The sequence below is a fragment of the Streptomyces sp. NPDC001493 genome, from assembly GCF_053597235.1.
On sequence record NZ_JBSFHV010000035.1, the window covers coordinates 41875 to 65516 of the forward strand.

The following is a 23642-nucleotide window of genomic DNA, read 5'->3' on the forward strand; positions in this document are numbered from 1 at the left end:
CCTACTGCTGCTTGTCTCCGGGGGCGATGGTCACCGACGCGTCGGGGACGTTGGTCGCGTCGTCGAGCGCCCGGACGTACGGGTGGTGCAGGTCGAACGCCGGGGACTCGGAGCGGATCCGCGGCAGGGTGACGAAGTTGTGGCGCGGGGGCGGGCACGAGGTGGCCCACTCCAGCGAACGGCCGAAGCCCCACGGGTCGTCGACCTCGATCTTCTTGCCGTACTTGGCGGTCTTCCAGACGTTGTAGAGGAAGGGCAGGATCGACAGGCCGAGCAGGAACGAGGAGATCGTCGAGATCGTGTTCAGCGCGGTGAAGCCGTCGGAGGCGAGGTAGTCGGCGTAGCGGCGCGGCATGCCTTCGGCACCGAGCCAGTGCTGGACCAGGAACGTGCCGTGGAAGCCCACGAACAGCGTCCAGAACGTGATCTTGCCGAGCCGCTCGTCCAGCATCCTGCCGGTGAACTTCGGCCACCAGAAGTGGAATCCGGCGAACATCGCGAACACCACGGTGCCGAAGACGACGTAGTGGAAGTGCGCGACGACGAAGTACGAGTCCGAGACGTGGAAGTCCAGCGGCGGCGAGGCCAGCAGAACACCGGTCAGTCCTCCGAAGAGGAAGGTGACCAGGAAGCCGGTCGCCCAGAGCATCGGCGTCTCGAAGGACAACGAGCCCTTCCACATCGTGCCGATCCAGTTGAAGAACTTCACACCGGTCGGCACCGCGATGAGGAACGTCATGAAGGAGAAGAACGGCAGGAGCACGCCGCCCGTCACGTACATGTGGTGCGCCCACACCGTCACGGAGAGACCCGCGATGGCGATGGTGGCCGCGATCAGTCCGATGTAGCCGAAGATCGGCTTGCGGCTGAAGACCGGGATGACCTCGCTGACGATCCCGAAGAACGGCAGCGCGATGATGTACACCTCCGGATGGCCGAAGAACCAGAAGAGGTGCTGCCAGAGCAGCGACCCGCCGTTGGCCGGGTTGAAGATCTGCGCCCCGAACTTGCGGTCGGCCTCCAGGGCCAGCAGCGCACCGGCGAGGACCGGGAAGGCCAGCAGGACCAGCACACCGGTCAGCAGGACGGTCCACACGAAGATCGGCATCCGGAACATCGTCATACCGGGCGCGCGCATGCAGACGATCGTGGTGATGAAGTTGACCGAGCCGAGGATCGTACCGAACCCGGAGAAGGCGAGACCCATGATCCACAGGTCGCCGCCGACGCCCGGCGAGTGGACCGCGTCGGTGAGCGGTGAGTAGGCGAACCAGCCGAAGTCCGCGGCGCCGTTGGGGGTGAGGAACCCCCCGACGGCGATGAGCGAACCGAAGAGGTACAGCCAGTACGCGAACATGTTCAGCCGCGGGAACGCCACGTCGGGCGCGCCGATCTGCAACGGCATGATCCAGTTGGTGAAACCGGCGAACAGCGGCGTCGCGAACATCAGCAGCATGATCGTGCCGTGCATCGTGAACGCCTGGTTGAACTGCTCGTTCGAGATGATCTGGTTGCCCGGCCGGGCCAGTTCGGCGCGCATGACCAGGGCGAGCACGCCGCCGACGCAGAAGAAGGCGAAGGACGTGATCAGGTAGAGCGTGCCGATCGTCTTGTGGTCGGTGGTGGTCAGCCATCTGATGACGACGTTCCCCGGCTGCTTGCGCCGTACCGGCAGTTCGTCCGCGTACGCGGCCTCTGATTCCACCGGTTCTGAGGTACCCCTCGTCGTCACTGCGACGCTCCTTTGATCGACGGTCCGTTGCGGACTCGCCGACCAGAATGGCCCGGTGGGGTTCGGCCCTGTGGGACATCCTTCCCGGTGGAGCGTCACCGGGCGCCAAGGACACTCAAACGGCCCAACGGCGGCGGGGGCGCCGCCGAGAGGACGTCAGCGGAGGTCGAAGACGAGGCGGCCGGACACCTTCCCGTCCAGCACTTCGCCGATCGAGCTGTTGATGTCGTCGAGTTTCCGGGTCTCGCGGACGACCCGGGTGCGGCCGAGGCGGTGCAGCCGGAAGACCTCCGCCAGATCCTCGCGGGTGCCGACGATCGAGCCGACGACCGTGATCCCGTTCAGGACGGTGTCGAAGACCGGCAGCGCGAGCGTGCCCTCGGCCGGCAGCGCGACCAGCACCAGCGTCCCGCCCCGGCGGAGCGATCCGTACGCGGCGGAGAAGGACTCGTTGCTGACGGCCAGGGAGATGGCGGCGTCGGCGCCGCCCAGCTTCTGGGTCTCCTCGGCGACGTCCTGGGTTCGGGCGTCGACGACGTGGTCCGCGCCGAGGTCCCGGGCGAGCGCCAGCTTCTCGTCGGTGACGTCGACGGCGATGGTCTCCGCGCCGAAGATCCGCGCGTACTGGAGGGCGAGGTGGCCGAGGCCGCCGATGCCGGAGACGAGGACACGCGCGCCGGGCCGGGCGCCCGAGAGCTTCACCGCCTTGTACGTGGTCACCCCCGCGCAGGTCAGCGGGGCCGCGTCGAGGGGGTCGATGCCCTCGGGCACCGGCACCACGTAGGTGCCGTGGGCGACGGCGTACTCCGTGTGACTGCCGTCGACGGAGTAGCCGCTGTTGCGCTGTTCCAGGCAGAGGGTCTCCCAGCCGGACACGCAGTGGTCGCAGTGGCCGCACGCCTCGCCGAGCCAGGGGATCGCCACCCTGTCCCCCGGTGAGAGGTGGTCCACCTGCTCTCCGACGGCCTCGACCACGCCGATGCCCTCGTGGCCGGGCACGAAGGGGGGCTCGGGTTTGACGGGCCAGTCCCCCCGGGCCGCGTGGATGTCGGTGTGGCAGAGGCCGGAGGTCTCCATCCGCACCAGCACCTGGTGCGGTGCGGGGGTCGGGACGGGCCTCTCCTCCACGGTCAGGGGTTCGGTGAAACTGCGGACCACGGCGGCTTTCACGGGCATTCCTCCGTTCACCGGGCGGGTCGGAGGCGTCGGGAGACACCACCCCACCGGATCGGACATGTGCCACAAAACATACTAAGTCACCTTGGTAATGTCCGACCGGTGCGGTACTGCGCGAGCGATGATTCCCCGTATCGCGCGAGGACCGCTGCGGAGACGGGTCTATCCCCCGGCCCAGCTGCGCAACTCGGCGGGCGAGGCGAAGTCCGCCACGTTCTTGTCGATCGGGTGGTCCGTGTACTGGTGGATGAGCCAGTCCGCTTCGATGCGGGGCTCCCCGGGTTCGACGTAGTCCGCGATCCAGAGGCCGTCGCCTGCGTACGAGGTCCTGTCGACGTCGAGCCAGAACGAACGGCCACAGTAGAGCAGTGCCCGGTGGTCGGGACGGAGCCGTTTCAACTCGTGGAGGAACTTGTCCTTGTCGGCGTTACCGGCCCGGGTGCCGTCTCCGGTCTGTTCCCAGTCCACGGCGAGCAGGTCGCCGGATTTCTCCGGTGTCCGGGCGAGGAAGAAGCGCACTTGTTCCGCCGCCTTCCCGGGCCAGAGGAAATGGTAGAAGCCGACCACACAGCCGGCGTCCCGCGCCCTCTTCGCCTGCGCCGCCAGATGCGGATTGACGTAGGAACGCCCCTCCGTCGCCTTGATGAAGACGAAATCCACTCCGTCCGTGTCGAACGTCTCCTGGTAGGAGCTGACATCGATTCCGTGCAGCATGGGGCCACCTTCCAGCGAAGGGTGTACGTCCTCGTCCGTTCACATGCCCCCACCGGGCCCGCCCCATTTACCCTCCGGCGGGAGTATCGATTCTTCACCAGAAATAGCGGGCGGAGTAAGGGGGTTGGCGGAGGAAAGAGAAGCCTTCACCGTGCAGCGCAATCCAAAAGGTCGGATCATATACAGATCGGAATCATCGGTGCGGGCCATATCGGCGGCTACCTGACCCGGCGTCTGATCACCGCCCATGCGCCCTTTCCCGGGACGGCTGGGCACGCGGCGGCCGGACGCGGGGCGGCCCGCCCGACACGGTGGCGCGGGCGAGGGCACTGGCCCCGCCGAGCAGGGGCGCGACCGTCTCCCGATGCGTGGTCAGGTCGAGTCCGGCCGACTGGCCGGCGGTTCCCGGGTCAGGCGCTCGGTGGCCTCGTGCGCCCGCCGGGCGGTCCGGTGCGGGTCACCGGGATTACGGGCGGCCCGCTTCCTGCTCGCAGGCGTGTTCCGGGGTCCGCTTCCGTGCCCCCGATCCGCGCACGCCATGATGGGTGGCCCATACATCATTGTAGGAGGTGGCCACCGAGATGACGAACGCACCGGTCGACAGCATCCCGGCCCAGCGCGTGCTCACGGACCCTGCGGGTCTGGCCCGGTACCAGCACGACGAGGCCGAGTGGGCTCCGTACGGTATGCCCCGGGCGGTGGTCAGGCCGCAGAACACGGACGAGGTGCGCGCGGTGGTGCGCCACTGCGTCGAACACCAAATCCCCCTGGTGTCGCGCGGCGCGGGTACCGGACTCTCGGGCGGGGCCAACGCGGTGGACGGTGCGATCGTGCTCTCCTTCGAGGACATGAACGCCGTGCTGCGGATCGATCCCGCGGAGCGCCTGGCGGTCGTCCAGCCGGGGGTCGTCAACGACGACCTGCGGGCCGCGTGTGCGGAGCACGGCCTCTGGTACCCGCCGGATCCGGCCAGTTCCCCGTGGTCCACCATCGGCGGGAACGTGGCCACCAACGCCGGCGGCATGTGCTGCGTGAAGTACGGCGTGACCCGGGACTACGTGCTCGGCCTGGAGGTCGTGAACGGCCTGGGCGAGACGGTCCGGCTGGGGCGGAGCACCGCCAAGGGCGTGGCCGGGTACGACCTGGCCGGTCTGATGGTCGGCTCCGAGGGCACCCTCGGCGTGATCACGGAGATCACCGTACGGCTCCGGCCGCGGCGGCCCGCCGAGCGGACCGTCGCGGGGTACTTCTCCTCTGTCGTGGCGGCGGGCGAGGCGGTCAGTGCCGTGACGGCGTCCGGCGTCATCCCCTCGGCACTGGAACTCGTCGACCGGCACTGTCTCGCCGCCGTCGACGCGTGGAAGAACATGGGGCTGTCCGCCGACGCCGAGGTGGTCCTGCTGGGCAGGGTCGACACCCCGGGAGCCGAGGGGGACGCGGAGGCGGAGCTCGTGCGGGAGTGTTTCGAGCGCGCCGGGGCGAGCTGGGCCGCCGTCTCCACCGACCAGCAGGAGGCCGACGCGCTCTTCGAGGCGCGGCGGCTCGCCTACCCGGCACTGGAGCGGCTGGGCCCGGTGCTCACCGAGGACGTGTGCGTGCCCCGGACGGCGGTGCCGGAGATGCTGGCCAGGATCGAGCGTACGGCCGCCCGGCACGACATCCTGGTGGCCAACATCGCGCACGCGGGCGACGGCAACCTGCACCCGCTGATCATCACGCCGCCCGGTGACGAGGCCGCGCGGGCCAGGGCGCAGCTGGCGTTCGAGGACATCCTCGACGACGCGATCGCGCTGGGCGGCACGGTGACGGGTGAACACGGCGTGGGCCTGCTGAAGATGGGGGGCCTGGGCAGGGAACTCGGTCCGGCCGTACTCGCCATGCACCGGGCCGTGAAGTCCGCCCTGGACCCGCACGGCATCCTCAACCCCGGCAAGGTGCTGGCCGGCTGACTCATCGGGGCCTGATCCGCCGTCGGAGCCCGGCCCGCGGTGCGCACCGGACCCCGGGCCGGCGTCGGCGCGGGTGTCAGTGGGTCACGGCACACTGGTCGTACGGGGAACGGGACATGGGACTTCGGGACGGGGTGACGGATGGCGGCCACCGGGGACACCGGCTTCGAACCGGCGACGGGGGACGGGCCGCCCCTTCCGGAGTGGGCCGAGGCGGCCCGCTCCGCCGCCGTGGCCACCGCGCACGAGGGCCTGTTGCAGATCCGGCGCCTGACCAACGTGGAGCACCCCGCCCCGGAGGCGGTGCCCGCGGCCTGGGAACTCCTGCGGCCCGTGCGCGCGGTGGCGCTGGCGCTGGAGGCCGCCGGTGTCCGGCCGTCGGCCGTGCATGCCTCGGGCCTGCGGGCCTCGACCGGCTATCTGGTCGGCGCGGGCTCCGCACCCGGCACGGTCCGGGTGGAGTGGGTGGGCCCGGCGGGCGGCGGCGCCGCCCAGGACGAGGAGGAGTCGCTCACCCGGTGTGCGGGGGTCCTGCGCGGGCTGGGCTGGACGGCCCTGCTCTACCGGGGGCCGCGGCGGCGCCGCTTCCTCGAGGTGGAGCCGCCGTCCGGCCTCCGGCGACCGGCCGGACGGTGACCCGGTCCGCGTCGCCGGGAGACTGGTTGCGGGGCGTTGTCAGACCCATGGGAGATGCTGATGGCCCGACACCTCTGACCAGGAGACGCCGACATGGAGAAGGACGAGCTCGCCGCTGCCCAGGCTTACGTCAGGCTGCTGGAGGCCACCCGGTCCGTGCTCACGGAACCGCAGGAAGCGCCGTTGTATCTGCCGTTGCTCACCGCGCCGATGGAGGAGGCGGACCGGGCGCTCCGGGACGCCGATCTCTCGGGGAACGAGGAGCGCCTCTTCGCGCTCGTACGGGCGCTGCGGCCGAGCCTCTCCGCGAGCAGCCGGTGAACCCCGCCGCCCGCCCGCGAGGCGGACGGTCCCGGCGGAGTCCGTGAGCCACCGCCCCCCGCCGGGACCGAGCGGGGACACGGCTCAGCCCCGGCCGGGTGCCAGTCCGAGTTCCTGGGCGCCCAGCGGTGCGAAGTACCGCGCCACGTCGGTCTCGCGTACGTCCTCGGTGCGGGCCGGGACCCATCGGGGCGCGTAGTCCTTGTCCACGATCCTGGCCCTCACTCCCTCGACGAAGTCGGGGTGTGCGAAGGCGCGGGTGGAGACGCGGAAGTCCTGGTCGAGCGATTCCTCCAGGCTCTTCGCCTCCCGCGCACGGCGTACGGCGGCCAGGGTCACCGCCAGTGCGGTGGGTGACAGGGTGAGGAGGGTCTCGGCGGTCTCCTTCGCGGCGGGGGCCCCGTGGTCGCGCAGCCGGTCCACGACTCCGCCCACGGTGTCCGCGGTGTAGCAGCTGTCGATCCAGTCGCGCGCAACGTCGAGTTCCCCGGCCTCCGGGCCGGTGGCGTGGTCGCGGACGGTGCGCGTCACGTCGGCGGGCGTCGTACATCCGGCGAGCGCGGCCGTGAGGGCGGGGAGGTCCTCGGCGAGGACGTGGTGGTCGGCGAGGCCGCAGAGCAGCGCGTCCGCCGCGCCGACGGACCGGCCGGTCAGCGCGAGGTGGGTTCCGAGCTCTCCGGGCGCCCGGGACAGCAGGTAGGTGCCGCCGACGTCCGGCACGAACCCGATGGCGGTCTCCGGCATCGCGACACGCGAGCGTTCGGTCACGATCCGTACGCTCCCGTGCGCCGAGATCCCGACGCCGCCGCCCATCACGATGCCGTCCATGTAGGCGATGTACGGCTTCCGGTACCGGTGGATCCGCGCGTTGAGCCGGTACTCGTCGCGCCAGAAGTCCAGGGACGCGGCTCCTCCCGCCAGGGCGTCGTCGCGCAGGGCTCGGATGTCACCGCCCGCGCAGAGACCCCGCGTCCCGGCTCCCGAGACCACCACCGCCGTGACGGTGTCGTCGTGCTCCGCCGCCACGAGCGCCGCGTCGAGGGCGCGTACGGACGCGTGGTCGAGGGCGTTCAGCACGCGCGGCCTGTTGAGGGTGATGCGGCGGACATGACCGTCGGTGTGCAGGAGAACGGGGGCGTCGTCGGTCATGGATGCGCTCCGGTACGGTTCCGCGGCGGCGCCCGCAGGGTGCGCGGGCATTGGTTCCCGCCATTCTGCGATGCCACGCGTAGCCGCCCGAGGGCGGGGCGCCGCTGTTCGCGGCGGGCCCACCAGCATCTGTGGCACTCCCTCCGGACCGGCTCGACAATTGGGACGACCAGGGTCTTTCCTCGCAGCCCGTAGGGCCCGCCGCCGGACGACCTCCGGAGCCGCAATGAACGATCACGCAGAGTCTGTGGATCACCCGTCCCCGCCGCCGGGTCCGGACGCACCGGACCACGACAGCGGACTCGGCACGGTCCAGCGGCTGGCGATGAACCGGACCGGGAGCTTCGACTGGGACCTGGAGACCCGGACCATGAACGTGGACGACGCGGGGCTGATCGTGTTCGGGGTGGATCCCGAGACCTTCGACGCGAGCCGCCCGGGGACCCTGGTCGAGCTGCTGGAGCCCACGGAACGTGAGCGTCTGAACCTCTCCGTCGACGAGGCCGTCACCAGTGGCGCCGATTCGTACAGCGTGCATTTCCAGGTGCCGATGCCGGACGGAGAGGTCCAGTGGACGCACGTCCAGGCCCGCATCCTGCGTTTCCCGGACGGCCGGGCCCACCGGATCGTCGGAGTGGTGCGGGACGCGACGGCGGAGGTCACTCACTCGGAATTCGTCAAGGAGCTCGAGAACCGCCGGCAGCGCCAGACCAGCATCGTCGAACGGACGACCAGCGCCATGTCGCGTGCCGCATCCGTGGAGGACGTGACGGCGGCACTGACCGGGCCCGGTGGGACGGCGAGGCTGGGGTGCGACGGGGTGACGCTCGGGCTGGTGCAGAACTCCTCGCTGAACGTCGCCGCGGTGAGCGGGCACACGCTGGAGGCGTTCGACGGACTGGGCTCGGGCGATCTCGGACGGAAGCTGCCGCTGATCGACACCATTCTCAGCGGCCGTCCGCGGTTCATCACCTCCCCCGCCGACATGGTCCGGCGCTATCCGGTGCTGAAGCCCTACGAGGACCAGCTGGGCTTCTCCTCCGCCGCCTATCTTCCGCTCGTCGCCCAGGCGCGTTCGCTCGGAGGACTGGCCATGTTCTACGGCAAGCAGATGTCGTTCAACGCGGACGAGCGGATTCTCTGTCTGGGCCTCGCCGCCATCCTCGCGCAGAGCCTGCAGCGGGCGATCCTCTTCGACGAGGAGCGTGAGTTCGCGACCGGGCTTCAGGCGGCGATGCTGCCCCGGCGGATCCAGGACGTCGAGGGCGGCGAGATCGCGGTGCGCTACCACGCCGCGCGGAACGGGCGCCAGATCGGCGGCGACTGGTACGACATGATCGCGCTGCCCAACGGCCGGTACGGCCTGGTGGTGGGCGACATACAGGGACACGACACCCACGCGGCGGCGATCATGGGGCAGCTCCGGATCGCCCTGCGCGCCTACGCCGCCGAGGGGCACCCGCCGGCCACCGTGCTGGCCCGGGCCTCGCGCTTTCTCGCCGAACTGGACACCGACCGCTTCGCGACCTGCACCTACGCACAGGTCGATCTGGGCTCGGGCGCCCTGCGCGTAGTGCGCGCGGGCCATTTCGAGCCGCTCATCCGGCACGCCGACGGACGGGTCCGCAGCCCTCAGGTCAGGGGCGGCCTCCCGCTCGGGATCTCGACGTACTTCGGGTACGAGGAGTTTCCGGAGACCCGTCTCGATCTCGTACCGGGCGAGACCCTCGTGCTCTTCAGCGACGGCCTGGTGGAGGAGCCGGGCGCCGACATCGACACCGGGCTGGCGGCGTTGGCGCACGAGGTGCGGACCGGGCCGTCGGGGGCTCAGGCCCTGGCCGACCATCTCTCCGAGCGGCTCTGGGAGCGCTGGGGGGCGGGCGACGACGTCGCTCTGCTGGTGCTGCGGCGCAGTCCGGACATCGGGACCTCCCTGGCGCCCCGGCTGCACCAGTACATTCACCAGGCCGACCCGGAGGGCCTCTCGGACGCCCGCTCCATCGTCCGGCAGGCCCTGACCGACTGGAACATGGAGGACCTCGCCGACGACGCCGAACTCGTCACCGGGGAACTCCTGGTCAACGTGCTGCTGCACACGGAGGGAGGGGCGGTGCTCACGATGGAGGTGCTTCCCGAGCCCGTCCGCCGGGTACGTCTGTCGGTCCAGGACCGCTCCAGCGTGTGGCCGCGCAGGCGCTCCCCCGGTGAGACCTCGACCTCGGGCCGCGGGCTGCTGCTGCTGGACGCGGTCGCCCTCCGGTGGGGCATCGAGCCCCGGGGCGAAGGGAAGGCCGTGTGGTGCGATCTCGGGCCGCCCGGCCCGTCCGCCGAGGACGACGACCGCGTCGGAGGGACAGGGACCTGACGAACGAGCCGTCGCCCGTCCGATGTCGAACCCGGTCGGCCCGAAAGTTGGCTCGAAGCGCTCGGTCGCGAGGATCGCCGTTCCGCTCCCGGAACGTCTCCGACGGGTCGTGGAGCGAGTGGAAGACCGGCCCTGCGGACTCAGAAGGGGTAGGTGTCCTCCTGCCGGACGGCAACGCCGAGGTGTTCACCGACCCGGTTGACCAACAGCGTCATCTCGTACGCCACATGACCCACGTCGGCTTCCGCCGCGGTGAGCACGCAGAGGCAGCTTCCGTCTCCGGCCGCGGTGACGAACAGCAGCGCCTCGTCGAACTCCACCATCGTCTGCCGTGCCCTGCCCGCCTTGAAGTGTCTGCCCGAGCCGCGTGCCAGGCTGTGCAGCCCGGAGGAGACAGCCGCCAGGTGCTCCGCGTCCTCCCGGACGAGTCCCGTGCTGGCTCCTGTCACCAGTCCGTCGTTCGAGAGCACCAAGGCGTGCTGTATGTGCTCCACCCGGCTGGTGAGATCGTCGAGAAGCCAGTCGAGTCCCCGGTCCAACGCCATGCGTGCCCTCCCCGTTGCCACTTCCCCGTACCCCTCTTCGCGCGTAAGCCTTGCGCACACCTCTCCTGCGGGCAAGCGGCCCCTGGGTTCCGGGGCGTCGCTTCGCGCCACTCGCGTCCCGGCGGCGCAGGATGGGCCCATGGCACACCACATGACCGAGAAAGAGTGGCGGGCGTTCCTCTCCGCCGGGACCCGCACCGGCAAGCTGTCCACCGTACGGGCCGACGGGAGCCCCCACGTCGCGCCCGTCTGGTTCCTGCTGGACGGACAGGATCTGGTCTTCAACACCGGCAGGGACACGGTGAAGGGGCGCAACCTCGCGCGGGACGGCCGGGTGGCGTTGTGCGTGGACGACGAGCGGCCGCCGTACTCGTTCGCCGTCGTCCAGGGGCGGGCCGGGCTCAGCGAGGACCCCGACGAGCTGCTGACCTGGGCGACGCGGATCGCCGCCCGGTACGTGGGTGAGGAGGCGGCCGCGGAGTACGGCCGCCGCAACGCGGTTCCGGGCGAACTGGTCGTACGGGTACGGATCGAGAAGGTGGTCTCGATGGCCGACATCGCCGCCTGACGGCCCGCCCGGGCCCGATCCGCCCGGCCCGGGGACCCGACCGCCCCTGTCCGGTCCGGCCGTCCGGGTCCGGTCCGGTCCGGTCCGGTCGAGGGGCCCTATCCCACGGAGTCGAGCAGCCGGGCGGTGTGCATCCGCCCGGCGTACTCGACCATCCGGATCAGGACCTCCTTGCCGGAGGCGCGGTCCCGCGCGTCGCACAGGACGACGGGCGTCCCGGGGTCCAGGTCGAGCGCGCGCGACACGTCCTGCTCGCCGTAGGAGCGGGATCCGGAGAAGCAGTTGACGGCGACGACGAACGGGATGCGCCGGTGCTCGAAGTAGTCGACGGCGGGGAAGCAGTCCTCCAGCCGCCGGGTGTCGGCGAGGACGACCGCCCCGAGCGCCCCCTGTGACAGCTCGTCCCAGAGAAACCAGAAGCGGTCCTGTCCGGGCGTCCCGAAGAGGTAGAGGGAGAGCCCGGACCGGATGGTGATCCTGCCGAAGTCCATCGCGACCGTGGTCGTGGTCTTGCGCTCCACGCCTTCGGTGTCGTCGACGGTCTGTCCGGCTTCGCTGAGCAGCTCCTCGGTACGCAGCGGACGGATCTCGCTGACGGCTCCGACCAGGGTGGTCTTGCCGACGCCGAATCCTCCGGCGACCAGGATCTTCAGGGCGAGGGCCGTGTTCTCGCCGCCGGCCTCCCCCGGTGCGGCGCCCCCCTCCGTGTCCACCCCGTCACCGTCTTCACGGACTGCACCGCCTGCGTGCTCGGAGGCCATCGATCACTTCTCTCACCCATGAGCCCTGGGGGGTGCGCCCCGGTGGATCGGACGCACCCCTTCGGACTCGGTCGAGTCATTCCCGGCGTGGTGCCGGCGAGGTCCCGAGCAGCATGACAAGCCGGTCGGCCGATCGAGAGAGGCGATCGCAATTTGATCGTTGCGGCCGGAAGGTGGTCGGACGGTGCGCGTATGGCGCCGTCAATCGAGCACGTGGGTCCGAGGACGACGACCCCTTCCGGCCAGAATGGTCCGTACCAATATGATCTGCCTGCGCCCGCCTCTCAGGAGCGCGTATCCTCCCGGTCGGCCTCCGCGTCCCGCCGCCCCTTCACCATGAGCCTGTTCGGCCACCACGACACCGGGCCGATGTCCAGCACCAGCGCGGGCACCAGCAGCGATCGCACCACCAGGGTGTCGAGCAGCACGCCGAACGCGACGATGAAGGCGATCTGCACCAGGAAGGCCAGGGGGATGACGAGCAGCGCGGCGAAGGTCGCGGCCAGCACCACGCCCGCCGAGGTGATGACTCCGCCGGTGGTGATCAGGCCACGCAGTACCCCCTCGCGGGTGCCGTGCAGCAGGGACTCCTCGCGTACCCGGGACATCAGGAAGATGTTGTAGTCCACGCCGAGGGCGACGAGGAAGACGAATCCGTACAGCGGGACGGAGGCGTCCGTACCGCTGAAGCCGAACACGTGCTGGAAGACCAGCGCCGAGACGCCCAGTGTGGCGAGGTAGTTGAGTCCCACGGTGGCGACCAGCAGCACGGGCAGCAGGACCGACCGGAGGAGTGCCATCAGGATCACCAGGATGATCGCGAGCACCACCGGCACGATGAGTGCGCGGTCCTCGGCCGCGGTGGTCTGGGTGTCGAGCCGCTGCGCGGAGTACCCGCCGACGGCGGCCTGCGCGCCGGGAACGGCGTGGACCGCCTCGCGCAGCCGCTTCACCGTCGCGTTGGCGGCGTCGCTGTCCGCCTCGGCCTTCAGCGTGGCGTCGATCCGTACCCGTCCGTCGACGACCACGGGGGCGCCGTCACCGGGGCGTCCGGACGCGGTGACCGGGGTGACGGCGGCGATCCCCTCGGTGTTCCGGGCGGCGGCGACGACCTGATCGGTACGGTCGGCCCGGGCGATGATCACGGCGGGGTTTCCGGACCCGCCGGGGAAGTGCTCGCTGAGCGTGGCCTGCGCGGAGACCGACGGCGCGTCGTTGACGAAGGTCTCGTCCAGCGGAACGCCCTGCGACTTCAGGGTGGGTGCGAAGAGCGCGCACGCCACCAGCACCAGCAGGGTGCCGGCCCAGACCTTGCGGGGGGCCCGGTCCACGAAGGCGGCGACGCGCCGCCAGATGCCGTGCCCGCCCGTGGCGGCGTCGGCGGGGCGGGGCTTGGCCGGCCAGTAGGCGGCGCGGCCGGTCAGCACGAGGACCGCCGGGAGGAAGGTCAGGGTGGAGAGCACGGCGCAGACGATCCCGATGGCGCCCACCGGGCCCAGCGCCCGGTTGTTCGTCAGATCGCTGAGCAGCAGCGCGAGAAGCCCGAGGGCCACGGTCGCCGCACTCGCCGTGATCGCGCCGGCCGAGCGCCGGAGGGCGGCGAGTGCGGCTGCCACGCGGTCACCGCCCCGGGTCAGTTCTTCCCTGAACCGGGCGGTGAGCAGCAGCGCGTAGTCCGTGGAGGCGCCGATGACGAGGATCGAGAGGATGCCCTGCACCTGGCCGTCGACGCGTACGACCCCGTGGTCGGCGAGGACGTACACGACCGCGCAGGCCAGCCCCAGGGCGAACACGGCGCTGATGATGATCAGGAAGGGCAGCAGCAGACTGCGGTAGACCAGCAGCAGGATGACGAGGACGGCGATGAGGGCCACACCGAGGAGCAGGCCGTCGATGCCGCCGAAGGCGTCCTTGAGGTCTGCCTGGGCCGCCGCGGGTCCCGCGATGCCCACCGTAGTGCCGGGCACGGACCGTGCGGCGTCGCGTACCCGGTCCAGGGTGCCGGGCAGGGCGTCTCCGAGGCCGGATTCGAGCTGGACGATGCCTTCGAGCGCCCGGCCGTCCTCGGAGGCGAGCGCGGGGGTCGGGGTTCCCTGCACGCCGGGCGTGCCCCGGAGCGAGGCGAGCGCGCGGGTGGCGGTCTCGGCCGCGCCGGCCGGGAGTGCGCCGTCGTCGCCGGTCCAGACGACGATGGCGGGCACGGTGCCGGACTTCTGGAAGGCCTTCTGCTCCTCGGAGACCTCGGTCGATTCGGCGCTGCGCGGCAGGAACGCGGCCTGGTCGTTGGTGGAGACCTCGCCGAGTTTCCCCGCGTAGGGGCCGAACACTCCCCCGATGCCGAGCCAGACGAGGACGAGTACTGCGGGCACCAGCCATCGGAGAGTGCGGTGCCGTGATGCGGACGTCATTGCTTCCCCAGGAGTCGACACGTTCAAAACGACGGGACGGGCTTGCGAGGCGACAGTGGCGCGGAGGGAGACAGTGGCTCACGAGGCGAAAGCGCCGCGACGTGACGGTGCCACGAGGCGGGACGCCTTCCCCGGGCCGGGGCGCATGCGGCGACCCGACACGCGGTCGAACATATCTCTCAACGATCAACTATCTCAATCATCGAGAGATATTACCCTGGACCCATGCGCAGCACAGAGGGCAGCCCGGACAGAGGCACGGACGAGGACGCCGCCGGGCTCCAGAGTTTCGCCGTGCTGCTGCGGCGGATGAACAGCGAGTTCAACCGCATCGCACACGAATTCGCCCACGAGCAGGATCTCCACCCGACGGACGTGCAGGCGCTCATCGCGATCCTCGACGCGGACTACGGCGAGCCCGGCACCGCCATGACACCGGGTCGCCTGCGGGAGCAACTGAACCTGACCTCGGGTGCGGTGACGGCCTGTCTCGACCGGCTGGAGCGGACCGGTCACATCCGGCGCGTCCGGGACAGCGGCGACCGCAGAGTGGTGCACCTCCACTACGCGGCCGCGGCGATGGCGGTGGCCCGCGACTTCTTCCGGCCGCTGGCCGAGAGCACCCGGGCGGCGCGGGGCCAGTTCGACGCGGCGGAGCTGCGCACGGTCGCCCGCTTCCTCGAGGCGATGAACGACGAGCTGGGCCAGATCCGCCGGGTGCGGAAGTGACCACGGGGACGGCTCCCTGGCCCGGGCCGCGGAACTGACCACCGGGGGGCCTGGACTCCCCGGTGGCCTAGGTCGTGTCGTCAAAGTGCCGTCGTTCGGCCGGAGGCCGGGCCGGGCGGCGTCCGGTGCGTGCGGTCGCAAGGCGGAGGATCGTCCTCGTACTGGGCGTACGAGGACGATTCCGACAACGCGGCGAGCGTGCGTGCCGGGCGTCGCCCGGCAGACAGCACTTTGACGACACGACCTAGCGCCTTGACCAGGACGTAGGGGGCCATCTCGCAGAAGGCGACCAGTCCGGTCCGGGTGGCGCTGCCGGTCGTGACCAGCACGAACCAGGGGAGTGCCACGGCCGAGATCCGCGTACCGGTCAGCGATACGGCCATGGCCGCGAGCACCCCGCCCAGCGGCCGTAAGGACCGCCCGCCGGATATGCCGCCGGTGGCCGGGGCTGCCCCGGTCACGACTCCTCCGTCCCGGTCCCGTGGCCGGTGCGCTCCTCGGGCGGAACGCGTGTGTCCGGCCCGGGCAGGATGTGCGTGATGACGTCGACCCGCTGCGCCCCCTCCGGAGCACCGGCCGCGGCGTCCGGGCCGTCCGCACGGTAGCGGGCGACGACGGCCCTCAACTCCTGCCGCAGGGAGACGGCTTCGTCGGGGGTGAGCCACAGGGACCAGTCGCTCATGTCGAAGGTCCCCCGCCATGCCTCGGGCAGCGTCTGCACCTCGTTCAGCGTCCGCTGGGTGCGCAGGGTGTAGGTGGCGGCGACGGACTGCAGGTACGCCAGTGCGGCCTCCGGCTCCTGGTCGACGAGGTTCCGGTCGCTGAGCTCGGTCCTCCGGTGGACCGAACGCCACCAGCGCTCCCGTGCGTTGCCTCGCCCCGCGTCCTCCTCGACGAATCCGGCCGCACCGAGTTGGCGCAGGTGATAGCTGGCCGTCCCGGAGTTCACCCCCAGCCGCTCCGCGAGGCGGGTCGCGGTCGACGGGCCGTGGCTCCGCAGCACCTCGACCAGCTGCACGCGCAGCGGATGCGCCAGGGCGCGAAGTCCCCTGGCGTCCAGGACGACTGAGTTCTTCCCGGTGGAGCCGTCGGCTCTCTCCGTGGCATCGGTCATGGCTCACACCGTAGACCGCAAAGAGTTCTTCGCAAAGGGTTGTTCGCAAAGAAACCTTTGCGGTTTCCGCCCAGCAGGAGCCGGCAGGAGCCGGCAGGGCCAGCAGGAGCCGGCAGGAACCGGCAGGACCGGCCGCCGCGCCTCAGAAGGGGTACCACCGCACCTCCGGGTCACCGTCCCGCAGCGAGGCGACCCGGCGGCGGAACTCCGCGAGCGCCTTCGGGTTGGCCGGAGCGTGCTGGGCGACCCACGCGCAGCTCGCCGTCTCCCGCGCCCCGCGCAGCACGGCGCAGCCGTCCCACTCCCGTACGTCCCAGCCGTAGGCGGTGGTGAACGCGTCGTACGCGTCGGCGGGCAGGCCGTACCGGTCGCGGGAGAGCGCGAGCACCACGAGGTCGTGCTCGCGCAGGTCGAAGGAGAAGGTCTCCAGGTCCACCAGGACCGGGCCGTCCGGGCCGACATGGACGTTGCGCGGCAGCGCGTCGCCGTGCACGGGGCCCGGCGTCAGATGCGGTACGAGCGCGGCGGCGGCAGCCGCGAAGCCGTCCCGCCGTGCGCGCAGATAGTCGGCGTCCGCCGGGTCGATCGCGTCGCCCGCCAGGTGGAGCCAGCGCTCGACCCCGCCGAGCAGCTCGCGGCGGGGCAGGGTGAATCCCTCGGGCGCCGGGAGCGCGTGCACCAAGGTCAACAGCGGTGCCAGATCGCGCGGTTCGGGCGGCCGGACCGCGTCCGGAAGCCGATGCCAGAGGGTCACCGGATGCCCCTCCGCCATGCGGGGCGCGGGCTCGGCCGCGCGTACGGCGGGGACCTGGGCGTCCGCGAGCCAGCCGGCCACGGCGAGCTCGCGTTCGGCGCGTTCGCGCAGCTCCGGGTGGTGCGTCGCGTCCCGGCCGACCTTGACCACCAGATCGCCCACGGCGAAGGCCGCGTTCTCGCCCAGCGCGAGGAGTTCCGCCCCGGAAGAGGGACCGGAAGGGCCGTTTCCGGCCAGTCCCGCAGCGGCCAGTACCTCGCGTGCTCGCTCTTCGTTCATGGCCTGATTTTCGCATTCCTGCAGGCCACCTTGACGAACGGTCGGCTCCTCAGGACCATGACGGAGGCCGGGTGAACGGCCAGAGCGGCAGAAAGCCGATCAGATGAGACAAAGAGGGCAGACAGTGACATTGGCGACTCCGGCCGCGACGGAGCGGCCGGGCGGCCGGTGGCCGGGCGGCCGGCAGCCGGGGCAGCGCCGCACGGACGGCCACCACGGCGCCGAACGTGCCGCCCGCGACCGGGCCACCTGGTTCCTCGTACTGCCCGCACTCATCCCGATCCTCGTCCTCAGCGTCGGACCGCTGCTCTACGGCATCGGGCTCGCCTTCACCGACGCCCAGTCGGGCCGCACCCGCTCCACCCAGTGGATCGGCGCGCTGAACTTCCAGGACCTGCTGCACGACACCCTCTTCTGGGACTCCTTCCGGATCGGACTGCTCTGGGCGGTCGGCGTCACCGTCCCCCAGTTCGTGCTCGCCCTCGGTCTCGCACTGCTGCTCAACGAGAACCTGCGGATGCGCTGGCTGGCCCGCGCGCTGGCGATCATCCCCTGGGCGATGCCCGAGGTCGTCGTCGGCATCATGTGGCGGCTGGTCTACAACCCCGACGCGGGCATCCTCAACGAGACCATCCGCGATCTCGGCCTCGGCGACGGCCGCGACTGGCTCACCGGCTTCGGCACCGCGCTGCCCGCCGTGATCGTCGTGGGCGTCTGGGCCGGGATGCCCCAGTCGACCGTCGCCCTGCTGGCCGGACTCCAGAACACCCCGCACGAACTCCACGAGGCCGCCGCCCTCGACGGCGCCGGGGCCTGGCGCCGCTTCCGTACCGTCACCTGGCCCGCCCTGAAACCCGTCGCGCTCTCCATCACGGCGCTCAACTTCATCTGGAACTTCAACTCCTTCGCCCTGGTCTACGTCCTGACCAGCGGCGGACCCGGCGGCCGGACCCGGCTGCCGATGCTCTTCGCGTACGAAGAGGCCTTCCGCTACGGACAGTTCGGCTACGCGGCGGCGATGGGCTGCGTGATGGTCGCGGTGATCTCCGTGATCCTCGCCGTGTACCTCGCCGGCCGGCTCCGGGGAGGGGACGACAAGTGAGCATGCGCACCGGACGCGCCACCCGCGCGGGGCAGTACCTCGCGCTCACCGGCTACCTCGTCTTCCTGGCGTTCCCGTTCCTCTGGCTGATCTCCACGGCCTTCAAACCCGCCCGTGAACTGGGCTCGCTGCACCCCACCTGGATTCCGCAGCACCCCACCCTGGACAACTTCCGCCAGGCGTTCGACGAGCAGCCCCTGCTCCAGGCCGCCGGGAACTCGGTCCTGGCCGCCGTCAGCGCCGGGGTGGTCTGCGTCCTGATCGCCACCCCGATGGCCTACGTGATGGCCCGCCACCGCGGCAGGCTCTCGGCCGCCGCCACCGGCTGGGTCGTGATCAGCCAGGCGTTCCCCTTCGTCCTGCTGATCATCCCGCTCTTCCTCATCCTCAAGAACCTGCACCTGATCAACTCCCTGGCCGGCCTGATCATGGTCTACGTCGTCTGGTCGCTGCCCTTCGCGCTCTGGATGCTCGTCGGCTACGTCCGGGCCGTCCCCGCCGAACTGGAGGAAGCGGCCTCCGTCGACGGCGCCGGACGCCTGCGCACCCTCGTCTCGGTCACCGCCCCGCTGCTGGCCCCCGGGATCGTGGCCACCGCCCTCTTCGCGTTCATCACCGCCTGGAACGAGTTCTTCTTCGCCCTCGTCCTGCTCAAGACCCCGGAGAAGCAGACCTTGCCGGTCGTCCTCACCCACTTCATCGGCGCCGAGGGCGCGGCCGACCTCGGTCCGCTCGCCGCCGCCGCGTTCCTCGCCACCCTGCCCTCGCTGCTCCTCTTCGCCCTCATCCAGCGCCGGATCACCGGCGGCATGCTGGCCGGGGCGGTGAAGAGCTGATGCGCGCGCTCACCAGGGCCGCCGCCGCGGCGGCCACCGCGCTCACCCTGCTGCTCGCCGGATGCTCCGGCGGCGGGGCGGACGGCACCGACGCCGACGGGACGGTGCACCTGCGCTTCCAGTCGCTGGCCTGGCAGACGGAGTCCGTGAAGGCCAACAAGGAACTCGTCGCGGAGTGGAACGCCACCCACCCCCGCATCCAGGTGGACTACGTCCAGGGCAGCTGGGACAGCGTCCACGACCAGCTGCTCACCTCGTTCGAGGGCGGCGAGGCGCCCGACATCATCCACGACGCCTCCGACGACCTCGCCGACTTCGCGTACGGCGGCTACCTCGCCGATCTCCGTACCCTCCTCCCCGGCCGGCTGACCGAGGACATCCCGGCATCCTCCTGGTCCACCACCACCTTCGACGGCGGCGTCTACGGCGTGCCGTTCCTCCAGGAACCCAAGGTCCTCATCGCCAACACGAAGATCCTCAAGGCCTCGGGCGTCCGCATCCCCACCGCCGGCCGGCCGTGGAGCTGGGAGGAGTTCCGCCAGGTCACCAAGGAGCTCACCGGGAAGGGGCGGTACGGGGTCGCCTGGCCGCTCAAGGAACCCGTCTCCGTCACCCTCAACCTCGGGCTCTCGGCCGGAGGGCAGCTCTTCCACCGGGGCCAGGACGGGAAGGTGGACCTCCGCTTCGGCGAGGGCGACTCCGTGGTGCCCCTGACCATCCACGACCAGGTCACCGTCGACCACAGCGCCGCCCGGACCGCCCTCGGCATGGGCGGCTCGGACACCCTGCCCGGGTTCTTCGGCGGCAAGTACGCCATGGTGCCGCTCGGCTTCGCCTACCGGCAGCAGGTCGTGGAGCAGGCCCCCGAGGGCTTCGAGTGGAGCGTGCTGCCCGCGCCCGCCGGCAGCGACGGCACCGCCCAGGGGGTGAGTCCGCAGACCCTCTCCGTCGCCGAGGACAGCCCGCACAAGAAGGAGGCGGTGGAGTTCATCGACTTCCTGCTCGACCCGCCCAACATGGTCCGCCTCGCCAAGGGCGACTGGATGCTGCCCACCGGTACGAAGGCGCTCGCCGACCCGGCCCTGCACACCGAGGACCAGGGCTGGGCCACCGGCACCGCCCTGGCCCAGCGGCTCCGCCCGGCCCCCGCCCAGTCCGTACGGGGCTACCCGGAGTGGAAGGACAAGGTGGCCACCCCCGCGCTCCAGGAGTACTACAGCGGCACGATCGGCCTCGGTGAGCTGACGGACCGGCTGGTGGACGACGGGAACCGGGTCCTCGCCCGCTACCAGAGGTGAGCCCGGTGGTGACCCGGTGGTGAGCCCCGGTGGTGACCCGGTGGTGGACGCCGCGGTACGTGGCGGGGGACGGAACGCCGGAACGCACCGGGCAGCGGTCGCCGGCCGACCTCACCGCCGTGGCCGCCCGGGCCGCCCGGGCCGCGAGGTCCGCGAGGTCCGCGAGGTCTACGGCGGGCCCGGGGCCGTGCGACCGGTGCAGCCCAGCGCCGGGTACCTCACCTTCCCGGAAGGCGTGCGTGGAAGGCGGCGCACCGCGTGCAGCTTCAGACAACCGCGCGGGAGACCGAGACCGGCCGAGCCCAGGGAACGAAGCGGTCCGAGCCGGTTCGCGCCGCCCTCGACGTAGATGTGGACCTCGTCCGGGCCCGCGAGCACGGCGGCGGCCTGACCCCCGTCCAGCGCGCCCATCGCCGCCGCTTCGACGGCGTCCAGGCTGACCCTCTCGCCCAACACCTTGACCTGCCGGTCCACGCGGCCCTCCAGATGGAGGACACCGCCTTCCACCCGCCCCAGGTCACCGGTGCGCAACGCACCCCCCGTGAGGTCGGGCAGCGCGAGGTCCTCCCGGGTGCGGGCGTAGCCGAGCATCACGTTGGGTCCTCGGTAGTGGACCTCGCCGCGCTGCCCCGGGGGGAGCTCGGCCCCGTTCCCGTCCCGGATCTCGATCCGTCCACCAGGGACGGCCGTGCCCACACTCCCCTCGTGGTCGGCGGCGAGCGCCGGGTCCAGGCAGGTCATCCGCGCGGTCGCCTCGGTCTGCCCGTACATGTAGAAGACCGAGGTCCGCGGGCCCGCCACCTCGCGGAGCCGCCGCAACGAGAAAGGCGCCAGAGGTCCTCCGGCCACGAGAAGGGAGCGCGCCGAGGAAAGCCTCGCCGCCGACGCCGGGTCGCCCAGCAGGAACTGGACGGTGGACGGCACCATGCCGACGGTGATCGCACCCGAGCGCCCGGCGTCCGCCCAGAAACGCCCGGTGGTCGGGGTTGCCGTGGTCAGGACGACGGCGGCACCGGCCAAGAGGTGCGACGTGAACAAGGACAGCCCGAAGCTGTAGTCCAGGCGCAGGGACGTCGCCGCGACGTCCGACGCGCGGATACCGGTCGCTCCGCCGATGCTTGTGGCGTTGCTCGACAGGTTGCCGTAGGAGAGCCGTACCAGCTTGCCCTCCGACATGGAGCCGGACGGCCGTGGCACCAGGGCGAGTTCGGGTGCCAGGACGGTCGCGCGCTCCGGGACCAGCCGTCGTGCCGCCCCGAGACGCGGCGCCGCCTCGGCCCGGCGCCGGTAGTCCGCGGACGCCTCCGTGGCGCGGACCACGTTCGGTCCGAGCACCAGATCGGGCCGCAGCCGCTCCACCAGCGCCGGCACGTCGCCGACCCCGGCCGCCTCCCACTCGTCGCCACGCGCCACCGTGGTCCCGATCCCCTCGGACGCGCCGAACACCTCGTGGACGTTCTCCGGGCCCAGCGTCGCGTGCCAGAACCGCTTGAGCGGCGCGGCACAGGCAGCGCTCATGTGTACGAGCGTGGCGAGGTCGGGCGCGTCGCCCCCGCCCCGCCACTGGCGCTGCATCACACGCATGTGCAACGGCGTGACGAGGAGCCACTGGATGCGGTGCCGGCGGACCTCGTCCAGCACCTGCGCGGGGTCGGGCTCCTCGAACAGATGGATCGGGCACCAGGCACAGGCCGTCGTCGGTGCCCGTCACCCGCCGGTACTCCTCGCGGACCCGGGACACGTCCGCCCTCATGCGTTCCGGAGGCAGCGTCTCGGTGCTTCCGTCGGCCAGGTGCAGGACGAGGGTGCCGGCCGGCAGCCATGCGGCGGCGGGCCGCGCGGCGGTGCGAGGGTTCGTCACCGTCCTCACCCCGCTTCCGGTTCGAGCATGAGCCGGTCGCGCTGGAAGACGACGATCCCGGCGGCCACGACGCCGATGGCGACCGCGCACGTGACGAAGATGTGCTGCCAGGACGTGTGCGCCATCAGCAGGCCGGCGACGGCCGCACCGATGGCCCGGCCGGTGCGCGTCACCATCCGGTACGCGGCGGTCGTGCGGCCCATCAGGTGCCCCGAGGTGACGAGTTGGCGGGCGGTGATCGAGATGGTGTTCCACATGAGCCCCGCACAGCCGCCGAGGACGAGACAGCAGACGATCGCCGGCAGGCTCGACGTGAACGCGGGCACGAGGAACCACACGACCCATCCCGCCAGGGACATCGACAGGGCGGTGCGCAGCGGGAACCTGCTCGTGACGGGCTGCATCACCTGGCTGCCGGCGAGCGCCCCGGCCGCGCCGGCCAGCAGGAGGAACGAGTAGGTGAGGCTGGAGGCGCCCAGCCCCTCGTCGGAGAGCGCGAAAGCCGTGAAAGCGGTCTCCCACACGTACCAGACGGCGGAGACGGTGAAGCTCAGCGACGCCAGGGTCAGCAGCATGCGGTGCTGGTAGATCTGGCGGAACCCGCCCAGCCCCGACACGACCATCGTCCGCATGTTCATCGACTCGTCCTGGAGCGCCGGGGTCACCGGCAGGCCCAGGGTGACCGCCAGGGTGATCGCGGCGAAGACGGCCAGGGCGGCCGTGGCCAGGGACTGGTCCCACAGGAGCAGCCATCCACCCGCCAGCGGTCCGACGAACCCCCCGTACAGCTGGGAGACCTTGGCGATCTCCGTGTTCGCCGAGACGAGCCGGCTGGAGTCCGCGACGAGCTGCGGAACGAGCGCCTGGCGGGCGATCTCCGACGCCACCCCGCAGCTGCTCAGCCCGAACGCCAGGACGGCGATGAGCGCGGGGACGGGATTCCCGAGCGCGCACAGCAGGGCCAGCACGACGGCGAGCCCGGTCCGCGCGACCGCGGTGTACCTGAGCAGCCGCGTCCGGGACATGTGGTCCGCGAGATAGCCGATGGGCAAGGAGACCAGCGCCCACGGAGCGGTCACCGCGACGAAGACCGCGGCCACACCGAGATTCCCGGTGGACTGCTGGGCGAGCACGGGGAGCACCAGCGTGAAGGCACCGTCCTCCAGACTCGATGCCGTACTGATCCTGCGCAGAAGCCTGACAGGCGAATCCCGCTCAGGGGAGAAGCTCATCACCATCCCCCTCAAGGGTCGATAGACGGTCCGACGACTGGCCCGCGAGCGCGGCCAGCGCGGGTCGGTGGAGTGTGTGCCGGGGCGGATGGTGCTCCGCCCAGGTCAGAGGC

Annotated in this window: 20 protein-coding genes and 1 pseudogene; 9 read left to right on the plus strand and 12 right to left on the minus strand. The window is 71.3% G+C overall.

Annotated features, from left to right (window positions below; translation table 11 throughout):
• Position 1: 1 nt before the first annotated feature.
• The 3 genes from ctaD to ACWCWD_RS33465 form a co-directional block, all read right to left on the minus strand.
• Positions 2-1732 carry an aa3-type cytochrome oxidase subunit I gene (gene ctaD, locus ACWCWD_RS33455; RefSeq protein ID WP_450778813.1) on the minus strand — a complete coding sequence of 577 codons (1731 nt, stop codon included), beginning with the start codon at positions 1730-1732 and terminating at the stop codon, positions 2-4.
• A 156-nt stretch (positions 1733-1888) separates the two neighbouring features.
• Entirely contained in the window at positions 1889-2902 is a 1014-nt protein-coding gene (gene adhP / locus ACWCWD_RS33460) for an alcohol dehydrogenase AdhP (RefSeq protein ID WP_450778814.1), read from the minus strand.
• A 168-nt stretch (positions 2903-3070) separates the two neighbouring features.
• On the minus strand, positions 3071-3622 hold the full coding sequence (locus tag ACWCWD_RS33465; RefSeq protein ID WP_450778816.1) for a GH25 family lysozyme: 552 nt from the start codon (positions 3620-3622) through the stop codon (positions 3071-3073).
• A 581-nt stretch (positions 3623-4203) separates the two neighbouring features.
• Here ACWCWD_RS33465 and ACWCWD_RS33470 point away from each other — a divergent pair.
• The 3 genes from ACWCWD_RS33470 (at position 4204) to ACWCWD_RS33480 (ending at position 6528) form a co-directional block, all read left to right on the plus strand.
• Positions 4204-5571: an FAD-binding oxidoreductase gene (locus tag ACWCWD_RS33470; protein ID WP_450778818.1), complete on the plus strand. Its 1368-nt coding sequence runs from the start codon at positions 4204-4206 to the stop codon at positions 5569-5571.
• 141 nt (positions 5572-5712) lie between these two features.
• A complete protein-coding gene (locus tag ACWCWD_RS33475) occupies positions 5713-6207 on the plus strand; it encodes a hypothetical protein (RefSeq protein ID WP_450778820.1) in 495 nt (164 codons plus the stop codon).
• Between the two features lie 93 nt (positions 6208-6300).
• Positions 6301-6528 (plus strand): hypothetical protein, encoded by a 228-nt coding sequence (locus ACWCWD_RS33480; protein ID WP_327179840.1) that lies wholly within the window; start codon positions 6301-6303, stop codon positions 6526-6528.
• 84 nt (positions 6529-6612) lie between these two features.
• On the opposite strand, the gene ACWCWD_RS33485 is transcribed toward ACWCWD_RS33480, so the two are convergent.
• Positions 6613-7677 (minus strand): enoyl-CoA hydratase/isomerase family protein, encoded by a 1065-nt coding sequence (locus ACWCWD_RS33485; protein WP_450778822.1) that lies wholly within the window; start codon positions 7675-7677, stop codon positions 6613-6615.
• Between the two features lie 226 nt (positions 7678-7903).
• On the opposite strand from ACWCWD_RS33485, the gene ACWCWD_RS33490 reads away from it, so the two are divergent.
• A complete protein-coding gene (locus tag ACWCWD_RS33490; protein ID WP_450778823.1) occupies positions 7904-10042 on the plus strand; it encodes a SpoIIE family protein phosphatase in 2139 nt (712 codons plus the stop codon).
• 140 nt (positions 10043-10182) lie between these two features.
• On the opposite strand, the gene ACWCWD_RS33495 is transcribed toward ACWCWD_RS33490, so the two are convergent.
• The gene (locus ACWCWD_RS33495; protein ID WP_387368862.1) at positions 10183-10587 is read right to left on the minus strand and encodes a roadblock/LC7 domain-containing protein; all 405 of its coding nucleotides are present in this window, start codon (positions 10585-10587) and stop codon (positions 10183-10185) included.
• A gap of 139 nt (positions 10588-10726) precedes the next feature.
• Here ACWCWD_RS33495 and ACWCWD_RS33500 point away from each other — a divergent pair, with 139 nt between their 5' ends.
• Entirely contained in the window at positions 10727-11155 is a 429-nt protein-coding gene (locus ACWCWD_RS33500; RefSeq protein ID WP_450778827.1) for a PPOX class F420-dependent oxidoreductase, read from the plus strand.
• Positions 11156-11253: 98 nt separating this feature from the next.
• On the opposite strand, the gene ACWCWD_RS33505 is transcribed toward ACWCWD_RS33500, so the two are convergent.
• A complete protein-coding gene (locus ACWCWD_RS33505; protein ID WP_450778829.1) occupies positions 11254-11868 on the minus strand; it encodes a GTP-binding protein in 615 nt (204 codons plus the stop codon).
• 332 nt (positions 11869-12200) lie between these two features.
• Complete coding sequence (locus ACWCWD_RS33510) at positions 12201-14324, minus strand: MMPL family transporter (protein ID WP_450778831.1); 2124 nt, start codon at positions 14322-14324, stop codon at positions 12201-12203.
• Between the two features lie 225 nt (positions 14325-14549).
• Here ACWCWD_RS33510 and ACWCWD_RS33515 point away from each other — a divergent pair, with 225 nt between their 5' ends.
• Positions 14550-15053 (plus strand): MarR family winged helix-turn-helix transcriptional regulator, encoded by a 504-nt coding sequence (locus ACWCWD_RS33515; protein WP_450778833.1) that lies wholly within the window; start codon positions 14550-14552, stop codon positions 15051-15053.
• A gap of 245 nt (positions 15054-15298) precedes the next feature.
• Here ACWCWD_RS33515 and ACWCWD_RS33520 read toward each other — a convergent pair.
• From ACWCWD_RS33520 to ACWCWD_RS33530, 3 genes and pseudogenes are all read right to left on the minus strand, one after another.
• Positions 15299-15514, minus strand: a pseudogene (locus ACWCWD_RS33520) (MFS transporter); the annotation flags it as partial.
• A complete protein-coding gene (locus ACWCWD_RS33525) occupies positions 15511-16167 on the minus strand; it encodes an ArsR/SmtB family transcription factor (RefSeq protein ID WP_450778835.1) in 657 nt (218 codons plus the stop codon). The gene ACWCWD_RS33525 and the pseudogene ACWCWD_RS33520, both read right to left, overlap by 4 nt.
• A 142-nt stretch (positions 16168-16309) precedes the next feature.
• Complete coding sequence (locus tag ACWCWD_RS33530) at positions 16310-17200, minus strand: phosphotransferase enzyme family protein (RefSeq protein WP_450778837.1); 891 nt, start codon at positions 17198-17200, stop codon at positions 16310-16312.
• Between the two features lie 124 nt (positions 17201-17324).
• Here ACWCWD_RS33530 and ACWCWD_RS33535 point away from each other — a divergent pair, with 124 nt between their 5' ends.
• The 3 genes from ACWCWD_RS33535 to ACWCWD_RS33545 are packed head-to-tail and all read left to right on the plus strand — an operon-like array spanning position 17325 to position 20436.
• Positions 17325-18302: a carbohydrate ABC transporter permease gene (locus tag ACWCWD_RS33535; protein WP_450778839.1), complete on the plus strand. Its 978-nt coding sequence runs from the start codon at positions 17325-17327 to the stop codon at positions 18300-18302.
• Positions 18299-19138, plus strand: a complete 840-nt coding sequence (locus ACWCWD_RS33540; RefSeq protein ID WP_450778841.1) for a carbohydrate ABC transporter permease — start codon at positions 18299-18301, stop codon at positions 19136-19138. Before ACWCWD_RS33535 ends, ACWCWD_RS33540 begins: the two co-directional genes overlap by 4 nt.
• Positions 19138-20436, plus strand: coding sequence for an ABC transporter substrate-binding protein (locus ACWCWD_RS33545; protein ID WP_450778843.1), 1299 nt, complete (start codon positions 19138-19140; stop codon positions 20434-20436). The genes ACWCWD_RS33540 and ACWCWD_RS33545 overlap by 1 nt, the downstream gene beginning before the upstream one ends.
• A gap of 168 nt (positions 20437-20604) precedes the next feature.
• On the opposite strand, the gene ACWCWD_RS33550 is transcribed toward ACWCWD_RS33545, so the two are convergent.
• Positions 20605-22077, minus strand: coding sequence for an AMP-binding protein (locus ACWCWD_RS33550; protein ID WP_450778845.1), 1473 nt, complete (start codon positions 22075-22077; stop codon positions 20605-20607).
• Between the two features lie 225 nt (positions 22078-22302).
• Positions 22303-23529 carry an MFS transporter gene (locus ACWCWD_RS33555; protein WP_450778847.1) on the minus strand — a complete coding sequence of 409 codons (1227 nt, stop codon included), beginning with the start codon at positions 23527-23529 and terminating at the stop codon, positions 22303-22305.
• Positions 23530-23642: the final 113 nt, after the last annotated feature.